This is a genomic window from Agromyces rhizosphaerae (genome assembly GCF_027925245.1).
GTDB classification, from domain to species: Bacteria; Actinomycetota; Actinomycetes; order Actinomycetales; family Microbacteriaceae; genus Agromyces; species Agromyces rhizosphaerae.
Window position 1 is genome coordinate 744,288 of record NZ_BSDP01000001.1, and the last position, 17,898, is coordinate 762,185.

Annotated in this window: 22 protein-coding genes; 7 read left to right on the top strand and 15 right to left on the bottom strand. The window is 70.6% G+C overall.

What is annotated here, in order from left to right; translation table 11 throughout:
* Positions 1-17: 17 nt before the first annotated feature.
* From QMG39_RS03530 to QMG39_RS03540, 3 genes are read right to left on the bottom strand one after another with little or no spacing between them, the layout of a single operon-like run.
* Entirely contained in the window at positions 18-1,298 is a 1,281-nt protein-coding gene (locus QMG39_RS03530; protein ID WP_281882463.1) for an ABC transporter substrate-binding protein, read from the bottom strand.
* A gap of 12 nt (positions 1,299-1,310) precedes the next feature.
* Positions 1,311-2,936 carry an FAD-dependent oxidoreductase gene (locus QMG39_RS03535; protein ID WP_281882464.1) on the bottom strand — a complete coding sequence of 542 codons (1,626 nt, stop codon included), beginning with the start codon at positions 2,934-2,936 and terminating at the stop codon, positions 1,311-1,313.
* A complete protein-coding gene (locus tag QMG39_RS03540; protein ID WP_281882465.1) occupies positions 2,933-4,009 on the bottom strand; it encodes a LacI family DNA-binding transcriptional regulator in 1,077 nt (358 codons plus the stop codon). Before QMG39_RS03540 ends, QMG39_RS03535 begins: the two co-directional genes overlap by 4 nt.
* Positions 4,010-4,211: 202 nt before the next feature.
* Between QMG39_RS03540 and QMG39_RS03545 the strand changes: the two genes are divergently transcribed.
* Positions 4,212-6,449: a beta-xylosidase family glycoside hydrolase gene (locus QMG39_RS03545; protein WP_281882466.1), complete on the top strand. Its 2,238-nt coding sequence runs from the start codon at positions 4,212-4,214 to the stop codon at positions 6,447-6,449.
* 142 nt (positions 6,450-6,591) lie between these two features.
* Here the strand turns inward: QMG39_RS03545 and QMG39_RS03550 are convergent, their stop codons facing one another.
* Both QMG39_RS03550 and QMG39_RS03555 read right to left on the bottom strand, forming a co-directional pair.
* Positions 6,592-6,960 carry a type II toxin-antitoxin system PemK/MazF family toxin gene (locus QMG39_RS03550; RefSeq protein WP_281882467.1) on the bottom strand — a complete coding sequence of 123 codons (369 nt, stop codon included), beginning with the start codon at positions 6,958-6,960 and terminating at the stop codon, positions 6,592-6,594.
* Positions 6,957-7,193, bottom strand: a complete 237-nt coding sequence (locus QMG39_RS03555; RefSeq protein WP_281882468.1) for a ribbon-helix-helix domain-containing protein — start codon at positions 7,191-7,193, stop codon at positions 6,957-6,959. The genes QMG39_RS03550 and QMG39_RS03555 overlap by 4 nt, the downstream gene beginning before the upstream one ends.
* A 94-nt stretch (positions 7,194-7,287) precedes the next feature.
* Between QMG39_RS03555 and QMG39_RS03560 the strand changes: the two genes are divergently transcribed.
* Both QMG39_RS03560 and QMG39_RS03565 read left to right on the top strand, forming a co-directional pair.
* On the top strand, positions 7,288-7,647 hold the full coding sequence (locus QMG39_RS03560; RefSeq protein WP_373878292.1) for a Fe-S protein: 360 nt from the start codon (positions 7,288-7,290) through the stop codon (positions 7,645-7,647).
* A gap of 37 nt (positions 7,648-7,684) precedes the next feature.
* Positions 7,685-8,050: a cupin domain-containing protein gene (locus QMG39_RS03565; protein ID WP_281882469.1), complete on the top strand. Its 366-nt coding sequence runs from the start codon at positions 7,685-7,687 to the stop codon at positions 8,048-8,050.
* A 124-nt stretch (positions 8,051-8,174) separates the two neighbouring features.
* Here QMG39_RS03565 and QMG39_RS03570 read toward each other — a convergent pair whose 3' ends face one another.
* The 4 genes from QMG39_RS03570 to QMG39_RS03585 form a co-directional block, all read right to left on the bottom strand.
* Positions 8,175-8,528: a nitroreductase family deazaflavin-dependent oxidoreductase gene (locus QMG39_RS03570; protein WP_281882470.1), complete on the bottom strand. Its 354-nt coding sequence runs from the start codon at positions 8,526-8,528 to the stop codon at positions 8,175-8,177.
* Between the two features lie 212 nt (positions 8,529-8,740).
* On the bottom strand, positions 8,741-9,436 hold the full coding sequence (locus QMG39_RS03575; RefSeq protein WP_281882471.1) for a hypothetical protein: 696 nt from the start codon (positions 9,434-9,436) through the stop codon (positions 8,741-8,743).
* Positions 9,437-9,530: 94 nt separating this feature from the next.
* On the bottom strand, positions 9,531-10,103 hold the full coding sequence (locus QMG39_RS03580) for a DUF6036 family nucleotidyltransferase (RefSeq protein ID WP_281882472.1): 573 nt from the start codon (positions 10,101-10,103) through the stop codon (positions 9,531-9,533).
* Complete coding sequence (locus tag QMG39_RS03585) at positions 10,100-10,639, bottom strand: hypothetical protein (RefSeq protein ID WP_281882474.1); 540 nt, start codon at positions 10,637-10,639, stop codon at positions 10,100-10,102. The genes QMG39_RS03580 and QMG39_RS03585 overlap by 4 nt, the downstream gene beginning before the upstream one ends.
* Before the next feature lie 103 nt (positions 10,640-10,742).
* On the opposite strand from QMG39_RS03585, the gene sigJ reads away from it, so the two are divergent.
* A complete protein-coding gene (gene sigJ / locus QMG39_RS03590) occupies positions 10,743-11,636 on the top strand; it encodes an RNA polymerase sigma factor SigJ (RefSeq protein ID WP_281882475.1) in 894 nt (297 codons plus the stop codon).
* An 18-nt stretch (positions 11,637-11,654) separates the two neighbouring features.
* Here the strand turns inward: sigJ and QMG39_RS03595 are convergent, their stop codons facing one another.
* The 3 genes from QMG39_RS03595 to QMG39_RS03605 all read right to left on the bottom strand — a co-directional run bounded on the left by QMG39_RS03595 (position 11,655) and on the right by QMG39_RS03605 (position 12,586).
* Positions 11,655-11,867 (bottom strand): metallopeptidase family protein, encoded by a 213-nt coding sequence (locus QMG39_RS03595; protein WP_281882476.1) that lies wholly within the window; start codon positions 11,865-11,867, stop codon positions 11,655-11,657.
* Between the two features lie 87 nt (positions 11,868-11,954).
* Positions 11,955-12,332 carry a PIN domain-containing protein gene (locus QMG39_RS03600; RefSeq protein WP_281882477.1) on the bottom strand — a complete coding sequence of 126 codons (378 nt, stop codon included), beginning with the start codon at positions 12,330-12,332 and terminating at the stop codon, positions 11,955-11,957.
* Positions 12,329-12,586, bottom strand: a complete 258-nt coding sequence (locus QMG39_RS03605; protein WP_281882478.1) for a ribbon-helix-helix protein, CopG family — start codon at positions 12,584-12,586, stop codon at positions 12,329-12,331. Before QMG39_RS03605 ends, QMG39_RS03600 begins: the two co-directional genes overlap by 4 nt.
* Before the next feature lie 145 nt (positions 12,587-12,731).
* Here QMG39_RS03605 and QMG39_RS03610 point away from each other — a divergent pair, with 145 nt between their 5' ends.
* A complete protein-coding gene (locus QMG39_RS03610; protein ID WP_281882479.1) occupies positions 12,732-13,214 on the top strand; it encodes a hypothetical protein in 483 nt (160 codons plus the stop codon).
* 57 nt (positions 13,215-13,271) lie between these two features.
* On the opposite strand, the gene QMG39_RS03615 is transcribed toward QMG39_RS03610, so the two are convergent.
* From QMG39_RS03615 to QMG39_RS03625, 3 genes are read right to left on the bottom strand one after another with little or no spacing between them, the layout of a single operon-like run.
* The gene (locus QMG39_RS03615) at positions 13,272-14,246 is read right to left on the bottom strand and encodes a carbohydrate kinase family protein (protein ID WP_281882480.1); all 975 of its coding nucleotides are present in this window, start codon (positions 14,244-14,246) and stop codon (positions 13,272-13,274) included.
* Complete coding sequence (locus QMG39_RS03620; protein WP_281882481.1) at positions 14,210-14,545, bottom strand: hypothetical protein; 336 nt, start codon at positions 14,543-14,545, stop codon at positions 14,210-14,212. The genes QMG39_RS03615 and QMG39_RS03620 overlap by 37 nt, the downstream gene beginning before the upstream one ends.
* The gene (locus QMG39_RS03625; RefSeq protein WP_281882482.1) at positions 14,545-15,450 is read right to left on the bottom strand and encodes an SIS domain-containing protein; all 906 of its coding nucleotides are present in this window, start codon (positions 15,448-15,450) and stop codon (positions 14,545-14,547) included. The genes QMG39_RS03620 and QMG39_RS03625 overlap by 1 nt, the downstream gene beginning before the upstream one ends.
* A 187-nt stretch (positions 15,451-15,637) precedes the next feature.
* On the opposite strand from QMG39_RS03625, the gene QMG39_RS03630 reads away from it, so the two are divergent.
* Together QMG39_RS03630 and QMG39_RS03635 are read left to right on the top strand one after the other, a co-directional pair.
* Positions 15,638-16,957 (top strand): ABC transporter substrate-binding protein, encoded by a 1,320-nt coding sequence (locus QMG39_RS03630; protein ID WP_281882483.1) that lies wholly within the window; start codon positions 15,638-15,640, stop codon positions 16,955-16,957.
* The gene (locus QMG39_RS03635) at positions 16,957-17,898 is read left to right on the top strand and encodes a carbohydrate ABC transporter permease (RefSeq protein ID WP_281882484.1); all 942 of its coding nucleotides are present in this window, start codon (positions 16,957-16,959) and stop codon (positions 17,896-17,898) included. Before QMG39_RS03630 ends, QMG39_RS03635 begins: the two co-directional genes overlap by 1 nt.

Consider the following 17,898-nt stretch of genomic DNA (forward strand, 5'->3'; position numbering starts at 1 on the left):
CGAAGGGGGTTCCTTCCTCAGCCCAGCAGGGGGTCGATCGCGGTGCAGGTCGCGGCGAGCGTACCCGGAATGTCCGCGTCCTCCACCCAGAGGGCGTCGAGCGAGCTGCGGACCTCCTGGCCGATCTCGGCCGAGTCGGTGTGGCTCGGACGCGTCACGCCGATCTCGATGCCCGGGATCACGACGTTCTCGATCTGCTCGGGGGTGAGCGTCGGGTTCGTCGCGGCGAGCGTCTCGACGTTCAGCTGCGAGTTGCGGGGCGGCGGGAAGAACTGCGCGAGCTGCGCCGAGTTCTCGGGGCTCGTGAAGAACGAGAGGAACTCGGCGGCGGCCTGTGCGTGCGCGCCTGACGACATCACGCCGATGCCGGCCTGGCCGACCATGGAGTACTCGCCGACGGGGCCCTCGGGCAGCGACAGCAGGTCGAACTCGAACGAGCCGTCGAGCAGCGACGCCCGCGAGATCTGCGTCACGGTGAACGCCGACTCGCCCGCGAAGAAGTCCGCGGTGGTACCGGGCCCGGGCATCGACATCGCGTCGAACGCGGCGTCGTGCAGGAACTCGAACGCCTCGACCATCTCGGGCGAGTCGAACGTGCAGGTCGCGCCGTCGGCGCTCCAGGGCGCGGCGCCCCAGCCCATCCACACCGACGCCAGGTTGTCCCACGTCGTGTAGTCGAAGTCGCGGATGACGAAGCCGGCCTTGCCGGTCTCGGCGTTGACCGTCGAACCGGCGGCGGACACGCCCTCCCAGTTCCAGTCGCCGGCCGCCTGCATCTCCGCGGCGGACGGCAGCCCGGCCTCGGCGAGCAGGCTGTCGTTGGCGAACATCACGAACGGCGACGTCGAGAACGGGTACGCGACGAGCGCGCCCGAGTCGTCGTGCCAGAGTGCCGTGGCGGACTCGCTGAGGTCGTCGAACCCGTAGTCGGGGTCGGCCTCGAGCGTCTCGTCGAGCGGCAGCAGCGCGCCCGAGTCGACGAAGTCGGGGGCCGCGTTCTCGAGGATCCACGCCAGGTCGGGGGCCTGACCGCCCGCGATCTGGGTCGTGACGGTCGAGGTGTAGTCCTCGAACGGCAGCGGGTCGAAGGTGATGTCGGTCACCTCCGGGTGGTCCTCCATGTACGCGGCCGCGATGGAGTCGAACAGGCCCAGGTGGTCCTCGTTCGAGGTCCACACGGTCATCCGAAGCTCGAACTCCTCGTCTTCGGTCGCCGCGCCGCCTCCGGAGCATGCGGACAGTGCGAGTGCGGCCGTCGCGCCGAGCGCGAGAGCCGACAGCGCCGTTGCTGATCTCATGGTGTGTCTCTCCTAGTAACCGGTGACGTCGGCCGGCCAGTGCAGCTCGACGCCTCGTCGTGTGAGCAGGTCCTGGAACTCCGCGAGGAGTGCCGGGTTGGTGCGGATCGTGCGGGGGCGGGACGCGCGATCGAGGCAGAAGGCCGCCAGGCGGCCCGCCGACTCGCCGATGTTCCACTCGACCGGGTGGAGCCTGAGGGCCCCGTTGGTGATGTGGGTGGTACCGACGTTCTTGCTCGCGGGCAGGAGGTTCTCCAGCCGGCGAGGGATCAGGGCTCCGAGGGGGATCTCGAAGGGACGCGACGGCAGGTCGATGTAGTTGTCGCCGCCGCTCGAAGGGTGCAGGTCGATGCGGTACATGCCGACGCCGACCGAGTCGTCGAAGGTGGCGGGGGCGTCGGTGCCGGATGCCGCGATGGACAGGTCGAGCTCGGTGACCGTGGTCTCGGCGAGGATGCGCCGCGACTCGCGGATGTACGGGGCCATCGCGAGCCCGTCGGGCCCCTGCGCGAGGTCGGGTCGCAGGCGCAGCCCCGGGAACCCGGTGCCGCCGTCGGCCCGGGGCGCCTCGGTCTGCAGCCAGTACAGCATCGAGAGCGACTGCTGCCGGGCGTCGTGCTCGCGGGCGGCTCGCACGTCGTCGGGCACGTCGATGATGGTGCCGTCGACGTGGTCGATCATCGGCCAGTTCACGAGCACGACGTCGCTCTCGTAGGCGCCGGGCGCGAAGTTGTGGCGGGCGATGATGCGGCGGAAGGTCCAGAGCTCGCGGTCGCCCGCGTCCTCGCGCTGGTCGGCGACGAGGTCGCCCGCGGGCTCGGCGTTCGGGGTGAACGTACGGGTCACGGTCTCGAGCGTGCGCGGGTCGGGGCCGGTCAGCGAGATCATCGGCGCGCCCCAGTAGTCGGGCTGCGCGGTGCGCCACCGGTCGTACTGCTCAGGACGGTCGATGGTGTGGTCGCCGTCGACATGGTCGACGATGAAGCACCAGCTGAACGCCTGCTGGTTGTCGGGCTGCGCGACCTCCGGGGCGCTGGGCTCCCCCGTGTCGGCGCGCGACTCGAACCCGGTGACGTACTCGGCTCCGGTGAGCGGCAGCAGGTCGCCGAGCTCGGTCGCGTCGATCACGTAGGCGGCGGTCACGGTCGTCTCGTGCCCGTCGTCGAGGCCGCGCAGGGTCACGGCCTCGACGACGTCGCCGTCCACGTGGGCGGCGACCGGCACGGCCGGCTGGAGGATGCGCAGCCGTCCGGTGGCCCGGAAGGGCGCGAGCATCGACTCGAGCACGGCGACGCCGACCAGGGGTTCGGCGCAGACGCGGCCCACGAGGCCGGCGCCGGGGTTCAGGTGCGGGTCGGCCATCGCGGCATCCGTCAGCGGGTAGTGCCGGCGGTAGTAGTCGCGGATGCCGTCGCGAGCGGCCCGGTAGCGGGCCGTCGCCCCGAAGGACTCGATCCAGGTGTGCTCGTCCATGGGGACGCCCTGGCTCGTGAGCTGGCCGCCCAGCCAGCGGTACTCCTCCGTGAGGACGACCGTGCGGCCGTCCTCGAGCGCGCCGATCGCTGCGGCGACCCCGCCCAGGCCTCCGCCGACGACCAGTACGTCGGCGTGGAGTTCGGTTGCGGGTCGGGCGGTCATGCGGCGTCCTCCGGGGCGACGAGGGTGGCGCCTGCCATCACGGGGCAGGCGAGGGTCTGGCGCAGGTCGACCTCAGGCACGTCGTCGTGCGGGTCGAGCATGCGGGCGAGCAGGGTGGTGGCGGCGCTGGCCAGCGCGGAACGCGGCGGGCTGAGGCGCGTGAAGTCGTTGGCGTCGCCGTTCGGGCGGGCCGCGTCGCCGAGCACGATCATCGAGAGGGCGTCGGGCACTGCGACACCGGATGCCTCGGCCATGGCGCGCAGGCGCCGGGCGGTCTCGTGCGTCTCGACGACGAGCACGGTGCATCCGCTCGCCCGCACCTGCTGCCACGCGGCGCGCAGGGCCTCGTCGTCGGCGCCGTCGGCGGGGATCGCGAGGAGGTCGGCCGCGGCCTCCGCGCCGCCGCGCCGTTCGAGCTCGCCGACGACCCCGTCGCGACGATCGACGACCGACTCACCGGTGCTGTCGACGTGCACGTAGGCGAACCGGCGGTGTCCGAGCTCCCACGCGGTGCCCACGAGCTCGGCGGCGCCGCTGGTGTAGTCGATGGCGACGTAGGGCACGCCGTCGACGTCGCGACGACCGACCGCGACGAACGGGAAGCCGTCGGCGACGAGGCGTGCGAGCTCATCGGGGTCCATCTCGACGCCGAGCAGGAGGCATCCGTCGGCCAGCCGCAGGCGGTTGTTCTCATGCAGCAGGCGGCGCGTGCCATCGACGACCGGGGCGCTCGTGAACAGCAGCAGGTCGCAGCCGAGCTCCTCGGCCGTGCCCTCGATGCCACTGAGGAGCGGGGCGTAGAAGTCCTGGCTCGCGGTGGGGAACGCGGGCTCGTAGGTGAAGACGCCGAAGATCTTGTTGCCGAGGCCGGCGAGGCGGCGGGCGGCGGGGTCGGCCACGTAGCCGGTCTCCTTGAGCACCTGGAGCACGCGGTCGCGGGTCTCCTCGGGGATGCGCGAGGCGGCGTCGGCCTTCTCGTTCAGCACGAGGGAGACGGTGGCCTGGCTCACGCCGGCGAGCTCGGCGATGCGGCGCTGCGTGATGCGCCGCGGCGAGGTCTGGGAAGTCGTCATCGAGATCCTTCGGGGTCTTGATCTGCGGTGCTAATCCGCATTAGCGTTGACCGTACCGGATGCTAATACGGATTAGCAACCCCGAGTTCAGGATTCCCCGGAAGTCGCCGCCCGCCGCCGGAGGATTCCTCGGGGCATCCGCTCGAGTCGGCCCCAGGGGTCGCCGCTGCCGGATCCGGGTCGCGTATCGAAGGAGCTATGCATGTCTGCACGCCGGCGCTTCCGCGCCGCCATCACCGCCGCGATCGCCGCCCTGGTGGTCGCCCCGCTCGCCGCCACGGCACCCGCCAACGCCGTCGAGCCCTTCCCCGAGTTCGTCTACCAGGGGGTCATCACCGACAAGTCGGAGATGCTCTACAACCCGACGAACGAGTTCATCTTCCCGAGCGTGTTCCACGCGGCCGAGTACCTCGACGATCCGCTGGGCGAGTGGTACCTCTACCTCGCGCCGCACGACCGCCCGGCGGGCATCATGCTGATGTACGCCGACAGCCTCGACGGGCCGTGGACCGAGTACGGGGCGAACCCGATCATCGCGAGCGACTGGGCGCCGTACTACGACGTCTCGCACGTCTCCTCCCCCGACGCGATCTGGAACGAGGAGGCCGGCGAGGTCTACCTCTACTTCCACGGGGAGAACTCGATCACCCGCTACGCCACGAGCACCGACGGCGTGAGCTTCGACTACGGCGGCACCGCCGTGACGAACGCCATGGGCGGATCGACGGAGACGAGCTACGCGCGCGTGTTCGAGCACCCCGACGAGGCATCCGAGTACGCCTACGCCATGTTCTACATGGCGAACTTCTCCGACAACCACCGGCGCCTGAAGGTCGCCGAGTCGGTCGACGGCGAGACCTGGGTCGTGCGCGACGGCACCCTCGTCGACCCGGAGTCGGGTGACAGCGGCAACGTGTCGGGCGGCAACCTCTACGAGTACGAGGGCCAGCTGTACGTGATCTACCACAACTCCGCGGGCAGGGCCATGGCGCGCACCATCGACGAGACGCTCACCGACGTGGGCCCGTCGCAGCTGCTGCACCAGTCGAGCGGCGTCGGCGAGGACGTCGGCCGCACGGCCGCACCCGAGATCGTGACCGACGGTGAGTTCAGCTACCTCTTCTACGAGTCGGGCGACCGCCTCGGGGCGACCATCGCGTGGGCGAAGGCAGGCCCCGGCGTCGAGGGTCCCGGTGGCCCGGACCCCGTCGCGTGGCCGGTCGACCCCGACAACCCGGTGTTCGCGCAGTGCGCGGCCGAGGGCTCCGATGAGTTCGACGGCACCGAGCTGTCGGATGTCTGGGACCGCGTCGTGCGCGAGGAGACCGCCCGTCACGTCGTCGCCGACGGCGTGCTGTCGATCCCGGCGTATCCGAGCGGCGTCTCGGGCGCCTCGCTCCCCCAGCAGGAGCTGCCCGAGGGCCCGTGGCAGGTCACCACGAAGGTGACGATCGACGTGGCCGAGCGCTTCCAGCAGGCGGGACTGCTGCTGTACGCATCCGACACCGCCTACGGCAAGTTCGACCTCGGCCGGGCGACCCCGGGCAAGACGCTCGAGGTGGTGCAGTACCTGAACGGCAGCAACCGGCAGGACACCGCGGCGCCCGCCGTGCCCGAGGCCGACACCGTGTGGCTGCGCATGACGAGCGACGGCGTGAAGTTCCAGTCGAGCGTGTCGTACGACGGCGCATCGTTCAGCGACTACGGCCGGCCGTTCCTGCTGTCGGAGACCGGATTCACGCACATCGGCCCGTACGCCTTCCGCGGCGCCACGGGTGCCGAGGAGATCGACGGCGAGTTCGACTGGTTCCGCTGGTCGCCCACGCCCGAGGAGTACGAGGCGTGCCTCGCCGACGTGCTGCCCGACGACGACGAGACGGATGCCCCCGGGAAGGCGTCGCTGACGTCGACCAGCGGTTGGGAGCACGGCCTCGACGACGGCAACTTCGAGGTGCGCATGGACCTGTGGTGGGGCACCAACGCCACCCGGTTCCGGCTGTACCAGGACGACGCGCTGATCGCGTCGGTGCCGCTCGAGCCCGCGTCGCCGCAGGCGCAGCACGCCGTGGTGCCGATCGAGGGGCTGCCGAACGGCACCTACGAGTTCCGCGGCGAGCTCGCGAACTCGCAGGGCACCACGGCGACCAAGGCGATCCGGGTCAAGGTGACGGATGCCTCGCCGGGCGAGCCCGTGCTCTCGCACGACGACTACGACGGCACGTTCACGCTCTCGGCCGACCTCTGGTGGGGCACCAACGCCGACGCGTGGCGCCTGCTGCAGGACGGCGTCGAGGTGGCTGCCGGTTCGCTCGAGGCCGCCACGCCCGCGGCGCAGCACGTCGAGGTACCGTTCACGGGACTCGAGGGCGTGCACGAGTTCGTGATCGAGTTCTCCAACGGCGCGGGCACGACCGCGTCGGAGCCGCTCACGGTCGGGTAGGCGCCGGGCCGCGGTGCGTGCGCCTCGTGCGCACCGCGGTCCGCGACCCGGCCGGGCACCGAGTACGCAGAGTGCGGGAACGCGCAGGGCGTTTCCGCAGTCTGCGTACTCGGTCCAGCGGATGCTCCGCGGCAGCGCCCGACTACAGCGCGAGGTGCAGGCGAAGCGCGTCGTCGACGGCGCCCATCTGCTCGGCGCCGAGCCACCCGACCACGCTCGTCACGCGCGAGACGGCGACGGTGCGCACCTGCTCGGCCTGCGCTTTCGAGTCGCGCGGCAGGCCCGACTCGCGCGCGGTGACCAGCACCTGGAACTCGTGCACCCGCCCCGTGTTCGACGTCAGCGGCACCACGGTGATGACGCCGCGCTCACTGCGCGACGCGGCAGCGTTCGCGGTGTTGTTGCCGACGACGATCGCCGGACGCGTCTTGGCCGCCTCGGACCCGACGGTCGGGTCGAGATCGACGAGCACGATGTGTCCGCGCCGCAGCAGCGGCCGTGCAGCGCTCACGCGACCGACGACCCGTCGGCGGACGTGCCGTCGGCGGCCGTGGCGTCCCATCCGTCGTCGTCCCACTCGCCGAACGCCTCGGCGTACGCATCGGCGAGGCGGCTCTCGCGGAGCATCCGCACCGCGTCCTGCACCGCGGCCGACCGGCTGGGGTAGGCGCCCGACAGCGTCTCGCCGTCGAGGAAGGCGATGTCGGCGTCACTCAGGCTGAGGCTGACCTTCGCGTAGGACATGACTGGATGCTACTCCGGTAGCAACCACGATGCTACCGACAACCAGCGGTGTGGATGCCTCCTGCGGCCCACCGTGACGCGCTAACGTGAGGGCATGGAGCCCATCCAGGTACTGCGCGGAGTCGTCGTCCTCATCCACCTCATCGGCTTCGCCACGCTGTTCGGCGCGTGGGTCGTCGAGGCATTCGGCAAGCGGGGTGTCACCAGCCTCATGAACTGGGGGCTCCTGATCGCCGCGGTCGCCGGCATCGCCCTGGCCGCGCCGTGGGGCATCACCTGGGACCTCAACTACGTGAAGCTCGGCGTGAAGCTGGTGATCCTCGTGGTCATCGGCGCGCTGATCGGCATCGGGGCCGCCCGCCAGCGCAAGAGCGGCTCGGTGCCGCCGGCGCTGTTCTGGTCGATCGGCGTGCTGACGCTCGCGAACGCGGGCATCGCGGTGCTCTGGCGCTGAGCGAGCGGATGCCCGGCAGCCGCGCGGCGGGACTCGCATGACCGGCGAGGTCCGCAACATCCACGACGCGCTCGCCTCATTCACCGAGCACTGGCAGCCGCGCCGGCTCGTCAGCATCAACGACTACGACGTCAAGGTCGTGAAGGTGCAGGGCGAGTTCACCTGGCACTCGCACCCAGAGACGGACGAGCTGTTCCTCGTGATCTCGGGGGAACTGGTCATCCAGCTGCGCGCCGGCGACGTGACGCTCGGGCCGGGCGACGTGTACGTGGTGCCGCGCGGCGTCGAGCACTGCCCGAGGGCCGACGGCGAGGTCGCCGCGATCCTGATCGAGCCGCAGGGCACCGTCAACACGGGCGACACCCCGAGCGCGCGCACCGCGCAGCTGCGCGAGCTCGACTGAGCCGCTTCTCCCTCCCCGAGTCGTCACGACGACCCTCCCCGAGTCGTCATGAAATGCCGGAATCGGAGCCGCCGAAGCGACATTTCATGACGACTCGCGAGGGGCCGTCGGCACGCGCGGGCAGTCAGGCGACGTCGAGCACGAGCGCGGCCGGGAACCGCGCGAGCACGAGGCGGAAGGGCCAGCGCGCCGACTCCGAGGCATCCGCCCCCTCGACGACCCGCGGGGCGCGCAGCTCGATTTCGCGCCCGTTCCGGCGCAGCGTCGCGCCGCCGGCGGCGAGCACGTTGCGCGCCCAGTTCGTGCGGGCGCCCCACGGCAGCCCGATCATCACGATCGAGCGGTCGCGCGTCGGCACGACCGCGATCGGCGTCGCGTACTCGGTGCCGCTGCGGCGCCCGCGGTGGCGGATCAGCGCCCAGAGCGGCACGAAGTGCCTGCCGGCGAGCGCGCTCGCGACCGGCGCGGTCGCGTTCACCAGCCCGCGCGGCGGGCCGGCCGGGCCTGAGGGCCGTTCCCCGGCCCGAGGGCGAGAGCTTCGGCCCTCAGACGAAGAAGCGGCACTCAGGCGAGGGTCGGCCGGCGGCAGGGGCTGCCGGGCGGTTCGAGTGGGGTCGGTGGCTCGGTCCATGCACATGAGACGGATGACACGGGACCGATGTGACAGCCTGCGCAAGACTCCCGCTCGCGTCAGGCCCGACGCCGGTCGGGCGCGTCCGTCGACGCGACTGCCTCCCGCAGCGCAACGGCGTAGCTCGCAAGCACCTCGATCCGCTCGATCCCCCAGTACCCACGACGCCATCGCAGCGGCATGAATGAGGCCGTGCGCTCGCCGCGAGGGGTCTCGACGACCACGTCGACCGACGGCGTCGAGCCGAAGCGGTTGGAGATCTCGCCGACGCGAACGTCACGGACCTGCGCGTTCGACGCACGCGCGACCGGGTGGATTCCCCAGCCGAGCCGCAGCTCGGCCCCGGTCGAGTCGGCGACGACCAGTCCTTGAGACGGCGATAGCGGCAACAGGCGTCGGTACCAGGGACGGGGGTCGAGCTGGACGACCAGGTCGATGACCTTCGCGTCGACGAACACCGGCATGACGAAGCATCCCGGCGATCGACGCTCCGCGAGCCGCACACGGTTCAGGCTCTGAAGTTCGAGGAAGCTGACGGACCCACCGAAGGCGAAGACGATGAACCCGCCAACGCCGAGTGAGACTCCGGCCGCCAGTCCGACCTGCTCCTCGAATGCCGCCCCGAGCCCCCACAGGGCCGCGACGATCCCGAGCATCGTCGCCGCGATCGTCAGCGACCACCAGAGTGGCCCGGGCCCGCGCCGCGCATGCTCGCGCAGCTCCTCAGGCGACATCGCGGGCAAGACGGAGTCCATCCCGACACGGTAGCGGCGCCGGGCGGCGCGACGAACGCCCTGTGCACGGCGACCGCCTCGAGGCATCCGCCGAGGGATGTCGGATGAAGCGCGCTCAACGACTTTCGAACGAGCGCACCCAGCGCACGATCCGCCCCACCGTCTCATCGGTGATCTCGGCACCGTCGACTTGCACCTGACCTCGTGGCAACAGCTCTGCCCGCTCGGCGACCGCGCGTGGTTCGATCAGCCCCGCCTCGATGAGCGCGGAAACGAACTCATGGTCCTTCGGTCGGGCTGCCACCAGCTTGGCGACGCACAGGTCGACCGGGTCGAGACACAACCCCGTGGAACCGGGCGCACCCGGAGGTCGGACCGGGACGAGCCGGTCACGCCAGCCCGCCGGCAGCACGGCCGTGTTGCGTCCGACCCCCTGTATGTAGAAACCGTGCGCATCGTGGAACGGCGACCACTCGCCTGCCCGACCGTCGAGGATCGTGGCGATCGTCTCAGCGGCGTCGTCGGCAAGCGGGGCGATGTCCACCTCGATCGAGCGGGTTGCCGCCTCGGGCAGCACCGACTCGTCGAACGAGCCGAGGATCGACTGGCTCCCGATGACGAGGACGGTGTCCTGCTGGATGATCTCCGTCGCCGCGACGATCGCCTCGACGAGCTCGGCGCGATTCATGCGACACTCGCACGCTGGATGGCGGCGAGCCGCTCCGCCTCTGTGAGCACGCCCATGAACGGCGAGAGCTGACGCAGGTCGATCGCGTGCTGGTCTTCGCCGAGCATCGTCTCGACGAGTCGCCCGAGCGGCGCCTCGGCGAGCTCGAGCCACTCGTCGAGCAGACGACTGGCTCCTCCGTGCACGCGTTCGCGCATGCGACCGACCTGTCGGGGGACGTTCGCCATCACTGCGTCCCGATCGTCGAGCAGGCGCTTCGCGACCGCTCGGTGCAGCTCGTACGCCACACGATCCTCGCGGCGCGGGAACGGCGCGCGAACACTCGGATGCACCCGCCGCTCCCGTGGCCGAGCGTCGATCGTCGCCGTGTCGCCGAGGGCCGCGAGCACGCGGTCGAGTGTGCCGACGCCGATCGTGCCCTCACGCTCGCTGCGCTTGTACATCGTGACCGCACCAGGGGTGACCTCGAGCCTGCGCGCGAGTTCGCGCACCCCGACGCCGTGGCGCGCCAAGCTGCGTTCGATCAGGTCGGTCATGGGCCACCTCCATGTATAGTCATAACTATACAGCGTGCAGCGCCCTGTGGCGAGCGGGCGGCGCCTGCGCAGCATCCGCCCCCTTGCGTCACACTCGCGACCCGTGGATCGTCGAACTGTCATGACCGAGTTCGCCGAGCTGTGGAGCGCGCATCGCAGGGTGGTGCGCGACGTCGCGTACCGCGTGCTGGGGTCGGTCGCCGACGCCGAGGACGTCACGCAGGAGACGTACGTGCGCCTGCTCGCGCGCCTCGACGATCCCGACGCCGCACCGCTCGACGAGCCGCGCGCCTGGCTCGTGACCGTCGCGTCGCGCCTCGCGATCGACCGGCTGCGCGCGCACGAGCACTCGCGCCGCGCCTACGTCGGCCCGTGGCTGCCCGAGCCGGTCGTCACAGACGAGCGCACCATGCCGGAGGACCGCGTGACCCTCGACGACTCGGTGCGCATGGCACTGCTCGTCGTGCTCGAGCAGCTCTCCCCCGCCGAGCGCACCGCATTCCTGCTGCACGACGTGTTCGACCTCGGGTTCGACCGCATCGCCGACGTGCTCGGGGTGAGCCCGGCGGCCGCCCGCCAGTCGGCCTCGCGGGCGCGCAAGCGGATCGCCGCGGAGGGCGAGGCGCGCTTCCCGGTCGACCCCGCCACCGCGCAGCGGCTGACGGAGCGGTTCGCCGCAGCGGCATCCGACGGCGACCTCGACGGGCTGGTCGAGCTGCTCGCCGCCGACGCGACCGGCCACTTCGACTCGGGCGGGTTCTTCCAGGATGCCCCAGAAGGCGTCGTCTCCGGCGCGCCGGAGGTGGCCCGTCGATTCCTTGCCGGCGTCGGCGGGCTCGGTCTGGCATTCGAGGTCGCCGAGGTGAACGCGGAGCCCGGCGTCGTCGTGCGCCGTCACGGTCGCGCGGTCACCGTGATCGCGCTCGACTTCGGCGGCGACCGCATCACCGCGATCCACGGCATCGGCAACCCCGGGAAGCTCGCGCACGTGCGCTGATCGCGGGCATCCGCTCGCCTATGCCCAGCCGAGCTCGCGCAGCCGGGGGTCGTCGAGGCCGAAGTAGTGGCCGATCTCGTGCACGAGCGTGATGCGCACCCGCGCCCGCAGCGCGTCGAGGTCGTCGCTGTGCTCGGCGAGGTTGTTGCGGTAGAGCGTGATGCGGTCGGGCAGCTCGTCGAACACCTCGCCGATCAGGCGCTCGAAGTCGTCGTCGGAGATCGCGACCATACGTCCATTCTGCGCCCGTCGGGGGCGGTGGGCGGGCTGCAAGTTGCTCGCGCCACGACCGTCCGGACCATGGCCGACGTCATCCGCTCAGTAGGGCGCCGAGAGACCACCGAACATCGGGAAGTGCTTCACGTTGCGCGTCAGGAGGCGCGCACCGAGCACGGTCGTCGTCGCCGCGATCGCGAGGTCGGCAGCGTCGATGCCCCGGTTGCCGGGGAGCCAACGACGGCCGAGCTCGCCGGCCACCTCGGCGACGCGTTCATCGAGCGGGTGCCACGCGAGGGCACCGAACAACGCACGCGTCGCCGACTCCTCGGCGCCGCGCATGCCCGCGAGGATCTCGAGACGGGTGACTTCGCTGGCGTGCAGCGGCCCTGTCGCCCGGGCGGCGCGCAGCACCTCGACCGCCTCGGGACGTCCGCGGAGCACGTCGATGAGCACCGAAGTGTCGACGAGCGTCGTCATCGGTCGGATGCCTCGCGCAGGCGACGCCCGGAACGCAGCTCGTCGACGTAGGCCTCGCCGTCGATGTCGTGCTCGATCCACCCTCCGAACGCGAGATCGATCGCCCGGAGGTCCGCAGATTCGTCGCGCTCCGCCCCGTACACCTGGGCGACCGCGTCTCGGATGAGCGCGGAGATCGAGCGCCCGGTACGGCTCGCGGCCTCGTCGAGGAGTCGCCGATCCTCCTCGGTCAGCGAAATCTGGGTACGCAGCATGATGTAAGGCTACATCATGTCTGTCGCGCACCGGACTCCGGCGCATGTCGCTCGATTGCGCTGGCATGTCCACAGCTTGCCGAGCGGCGACCTCGCAACCGGCGGGGCTGCCATGCTGGCCCGAGAGCCGACCGACGGAGGTCTGATGCACGACACCCTCGACCGCACGCCCGACGCGTCGCTCAGCACGCTCCCCGGTGCGGCCGTGCTCCGCCGCACGCACCGCCTGCTGTACACCGCGATCGGCACCGCCATCGCCTACAGCGTGCTGAGCTCCGGATCGAAGGAATACCGTGCCGACCCCGCCGGGGCCCTCGACGGGAACACGCAGGGCACGGATGCCGCGTACACCGGCGTCACCCTCTCGCTCCAGCCGAGCGGCATCGCCTACCTCGCGATCGCGGTCATCGTGCTGTTCGCGATCGGCCGCGTACTGCGCCGGGCAACCGACGAGGCATCCGCGATCCGCATTCTCGACCGCGCCGCACTCGTGATGATCGGCGTCGTCATCGCGTGGACGATCGTCGCCCACATCTCGTTCTGGTCGATCCCGCTCGAGGGGATCGACCCGAACCTGCCGGCCCTGCCCGGCGTCGTCTTCGGCAACGTGCGAGTCGACGTCTCGTAGGCGCGACGCGCGACGCCGACGAGTCCTGCGGCGCCGTTTCGACACGGCGTCCGAGGATCAACCGCGCGCGATCCGCACCGTGGACGCGAGCGCCTCGGCGGTTGCGCGGTCGGGCTGGGCACCGACGCCGCCCGCACCGCGGGTCGACGCCGTGCCGCATGCGACGGCGAGGGCCACGGGAGTCGTCGAGCCGGAGAGATGAGCCGCGATGAACCCGGCGGCCAGGCTGTCGCCCGCACCGACGGTGTCGACGAGGGAACCCGGTGCGACCGGCGTCTCCGCGCGCACCGTCTCGATGCGGCCGGCACGGCGGGTGTGCACCAGCGCGCCCTCGGCGCCGAGCTTGCAGACCAGGCGCGAGCCCTCCGGCATCCGCTCGAGGGCCGATGCGGCCGCATCCGTCAGGCTGGACTCACCGGTGACGCCCCGGAGCTCCTGCTCGTTGGCGAAGAAGATGTCGACGTGCCCCAGCAGTGCGAGGATGCCGCAGTCCCACTGCTCGGTCGGGTCGAAGTTGCCGTCGAGCGACGTGCTCATTCCGCGCGCACGCGCGGCGGCGAAGAGGTCGACCGCATCCGCCCAGAGGTCGCGCTGCAGGAAGTAGCTGCCGACGTGCAGGTGCCGCGCTCCGTCGAGCTCGACGTCGGCGGCGCGGGTGCGGCCGATCGTCCCCATCGACGTCAGGATGGCGCGGTCGCCGTCGGATCGCGACAGATGGGTGGATGCCCCGGTGGGGACGCCGTGCTCCACGCGCACCTGCTGCGTCCCGACGCCGCGGGTCGCGAGTTCCTGCGCGACGAACGCTCCGAACTCGTCGTCGCCGCGCACGCTCGCCATGGCCGTGCGCACGCCGAGCGCTGCCGCACCGCACGCGGTGATCGCCGACGAGCTGCCGAGCACGAGGTCGGTGGAGTGCACGAGCTGCTCGTGCTGGCCGAAGCGGATGTCGCCGTCGAGCCGGATGATCAGGTCGACGCACAACTCGCCGACGACGATCAGGTCGTCGGCACCGCCGATTCCGGGCACTGCCATTGCGTCCACACACCTCCCAGCGATGTTCCGGTTCGCCTCGCCCAGTCGCGCACGACGGCCTCGGCCGCGGAACGGGCACGATCCATCCTCTCGTGCGGACGAGCGGAACCCTGGATGGTGACGACGATCCACGGGTCGACGACGTCGGCCCCGCTTGCGACGGATGCCGTGCACGTCGCGGACTGGGCGATGACGTCGCCGCGTCCGCCGCCGATCGCGTCGGCGACGGCGTCGGCGATCGACCGAAGCAGCGCGAGCGCCTGCGGATGGGGAGGCGCGAGGACGGTGACGACGGGCATCAGCTCGTCGCGAGCACCGAGCGGTTGAGGAACGGCGGCGTGTCGGGGTCGCGATCGGCCGCGCGCGCCATCTCGAGCGCCAGCCGGTGGGCGAGCACGAGGTTCGCCTGCGCATCCAGCTCGTTCGAGTAGACCGTGGCGCCGGTCGAGCGCACGTCGGCCGCGACTGCGGGAGGGACGTCGCCGAGGAACCAGACGAGCGAGCCGGGCCCTGCGCACGAGATCGGTCCGTGCTGGTACTCCCACACGGGGTACGCCTCGGTCCATGCGCCGGCCGACTCGCGCAGCTTGAGTGCCGCCTCGTGGGCGAGGCCGACGCTCCAGCGGTGACCGAGGAACACCACCTGCCGGACGCTCGCCGGGTCGGCCGGAAGCGGAAGGTCGAGCGCGGCGCGCGCGTCGTCGACGAGCCCCGCGGGCACCGCGTCGATCGACGCGCGCAGCACCGTCAGCACGGTCGTGGCGAACCGCGTCTGCACGATTGAGGTCTCGTCGGCGAATCCGAGGTGGACGATCCGGTCGCACAGCTCACCGAGCGGGGTGTCGACGTCGCCCAGGATCGCGGTGATCCGGTGCGTCGAGCCGTAGCGCTCGACGATGTCGACGACGTCGGCCGTGGTACCCGACCGGGAGATCACGACGATGTGCTCGTCGTCGTCGACCCAGGTCAGCTCGCTCGGGATCGCCGCACGGGTGCGGCCCAGGCCGGCGTCGTTGCGCAGGTAGGCGTAGGCGTCGCCGATGTAGTACGACGTGCCGCAGCCCACGAGGAGCACGGGCTCGCCTGGCGCCGGGAGCAGTCCCAGCTGGTCGACCGGAAGCTCCGCCGCACGCGTCCACATCTCGGGCTGGCTGGTGAGCTCCTGCTCGGTCACGACACCCTTCGCAGTCGAACGGTCGTTCATCGATGATCCTCCATACGTTCGCTCCCGGCCGCTCGGGCGCCCGGTGAATCACCCAGATTCAATCACAAATGAGCAGACTTTGAAAGTTCTTGACTATTTGCAGATCATTAGTGATACTCGGTCACACACCGAGAGGCGCAGAGCAGCACCCTTCCCTGCGCCACACGAAACCCGAAGGGATTGCAGCGTGACTATCAGCAACAAGCGTGTGATCGGCGGAGCAGCACTGCTCGCCGCAAGCACGGTCGCCCTCACCGGCTGTGCCGGTTTCGGCGGCGGATCGAGCAGCGACGAGAGCGCCGGCGACGGCATGAGCGGTAGCATCACGTTCACGACCTGGGCGAGCGAGAGCGAAGAGACCGCGTTCGGCGAGCTGATCGACCAGTTCGAGGCCGAGCACGAGGGAGCCACCGTCAACCTGAACGTCGTTCCCTACGACCAGATGTTCTCGAACATCGACGCGCAGCTCTCCTCGGGGGATGCGCCCGACGTGTTCCGCGTCGACTACGGCAACCTGGGCGTCTACTCGAGCCAGGACCAGCTGCTCGACGTCTCGTCGTACTTCTCCGACGACGAGATCGACGACTTCGTGCCCGCCATGTGGGAGGCCGTGTCGTACGACGGCGTCCCCTACGGCGTGCCGCACCAGACCGACGTGTCCGCCCTGCTCGTGAACCTCGACATGCTCGAGTCGGCCGGCTTCGACACGTCGACCCTTCCGACCACCCAGGACGACGCCTGGACCTGGGACGAGTTCGCGGCGGTCGCCGGCGACCTGCGCGAGGCGCTGCCGTCGGACAAGTACCCGTTCGTCTACAACTGGCAGCTCGGTGGCGCACCGCGCTGGTTCAGCTGGCTGTTCCAGGCCGACGGACGCTTCCTCGAGAGCGACGGCACGACCCCGGCGATCGACTCGCCGGCCGGCGAGCAGGCGCTCGACTTCACGAAGAGCTTCTTCGAGAACGACTGGGTGCCGCCGACCAGCTCCACCAAGGCCACCACCTACGCCGACTCGCTGTTCGCCGAGGAGACCACAGCGATGGCCTTCATCGGATCGTTCCTGGTGCCCGACATGGACTACTTCAACGAGTTCGAGTGGACCAGCGTGCCCATGCCGCGCGACGTCCGTGGCGCGACCGAACTGGGCGGCAACGCGCTCGTCGCGACGAAGGACACCGCGAACCCCGACCTCGCGGCGGCGTTCCTGAAGTACATGGTCTCGGCCGACGCGATGAACGCGTTCTGCGCGGCGACCAACGAGCTCCCGACGCGCACCGACCTCTCCGGTGACGCGATCGAGTTCGCGGTGCGGCCCGACGTCATGCCCGTCTTCGTCGAGCAGGCCACGACCATCGAGCCGCAGGACGTGCAGCAGGTGACCTCCCCCGCGATGGCGGCGATCAACACCGCCCTGCAGGACCAGCTCGAGGCCGCGTTCCTCGGCGGCCAGTCCACCGCCGACACGCTCGCGAACCTCTCCGCGGCGATCGAGGAGGCGGCGCAGTAATGACTGCCACATCCGCTCGGGGCACGGTGAGCGCCTCGGCGCCGGCCGTGCCCCGGGCGGGCCGCCGCGCCGCACGGTTCCGCGAGGCCCTCGTCGGCTGGGGGTTCATCACCCCCAACCTGATCCTGATGTCGCTGTTCCTGTTCGCGCCGATCCTCTGGGCGATCCAGCTGTCGTTCCAGGAGACGCGCGGGTTCGGCGACCCGGACTGGGTCGGCTTCGACAACTACGTCAAGATGGCGGGCGACCCCGTCTTCTGGCGGAGCCTCGCCAACACGATGGTCTTCACCATCGTCACGGTCCCCATCGATATGGCGGCGGGCCTCGGCCTGGCGGTGCTGCTCAACTCGGCGCTCCCGGCCCGCGGCGTCTTCCGCACCATGATCGTGCTGCCGATGGTCATCTCGGGCGTCGCGACGGGCATGATCGCGGTCACGATGTTCTACCAGACCAACGGAATCATCAACAAGGTCCTCCAGGCCATCGGGCTCGACCCCATCGCCTGGCAGTCCGAGGGCGCCCCGGCGATGATCTCCGTGATGATCGTCGCGGTCTGGCTGCGCGTCGGCTTCAACATGGTCATCTACCTGGCCGGCCTGCAGGGCATCTCCCCCGAGCTGTACGAGGCGGCCCGCATCGACGGAGCGACCCGCTGGCAGCAGTTCCGCGCGATCACCGTGCCGCTGGTCGGCCCCAGCACGTTCTTCCTGCTCATCATGAACGTCATCGCCTCGTTCCAGGTGTTCGACCTGATCTTCGTGATGACGGGCGGCGGACCCGGCGATGCGACCTCCGTGCTCGTCACCTACGCGTACCGGAACGGCTTCCAGATCCGCGAACAGGGGTACGGCGCGGCGATCGGCGTCGTGATCCTCATCATCACCCTCATCTTCACCTTCATCCAGTGGAAGACGAGCCGCACCCGAGACCTCGTGGAATAG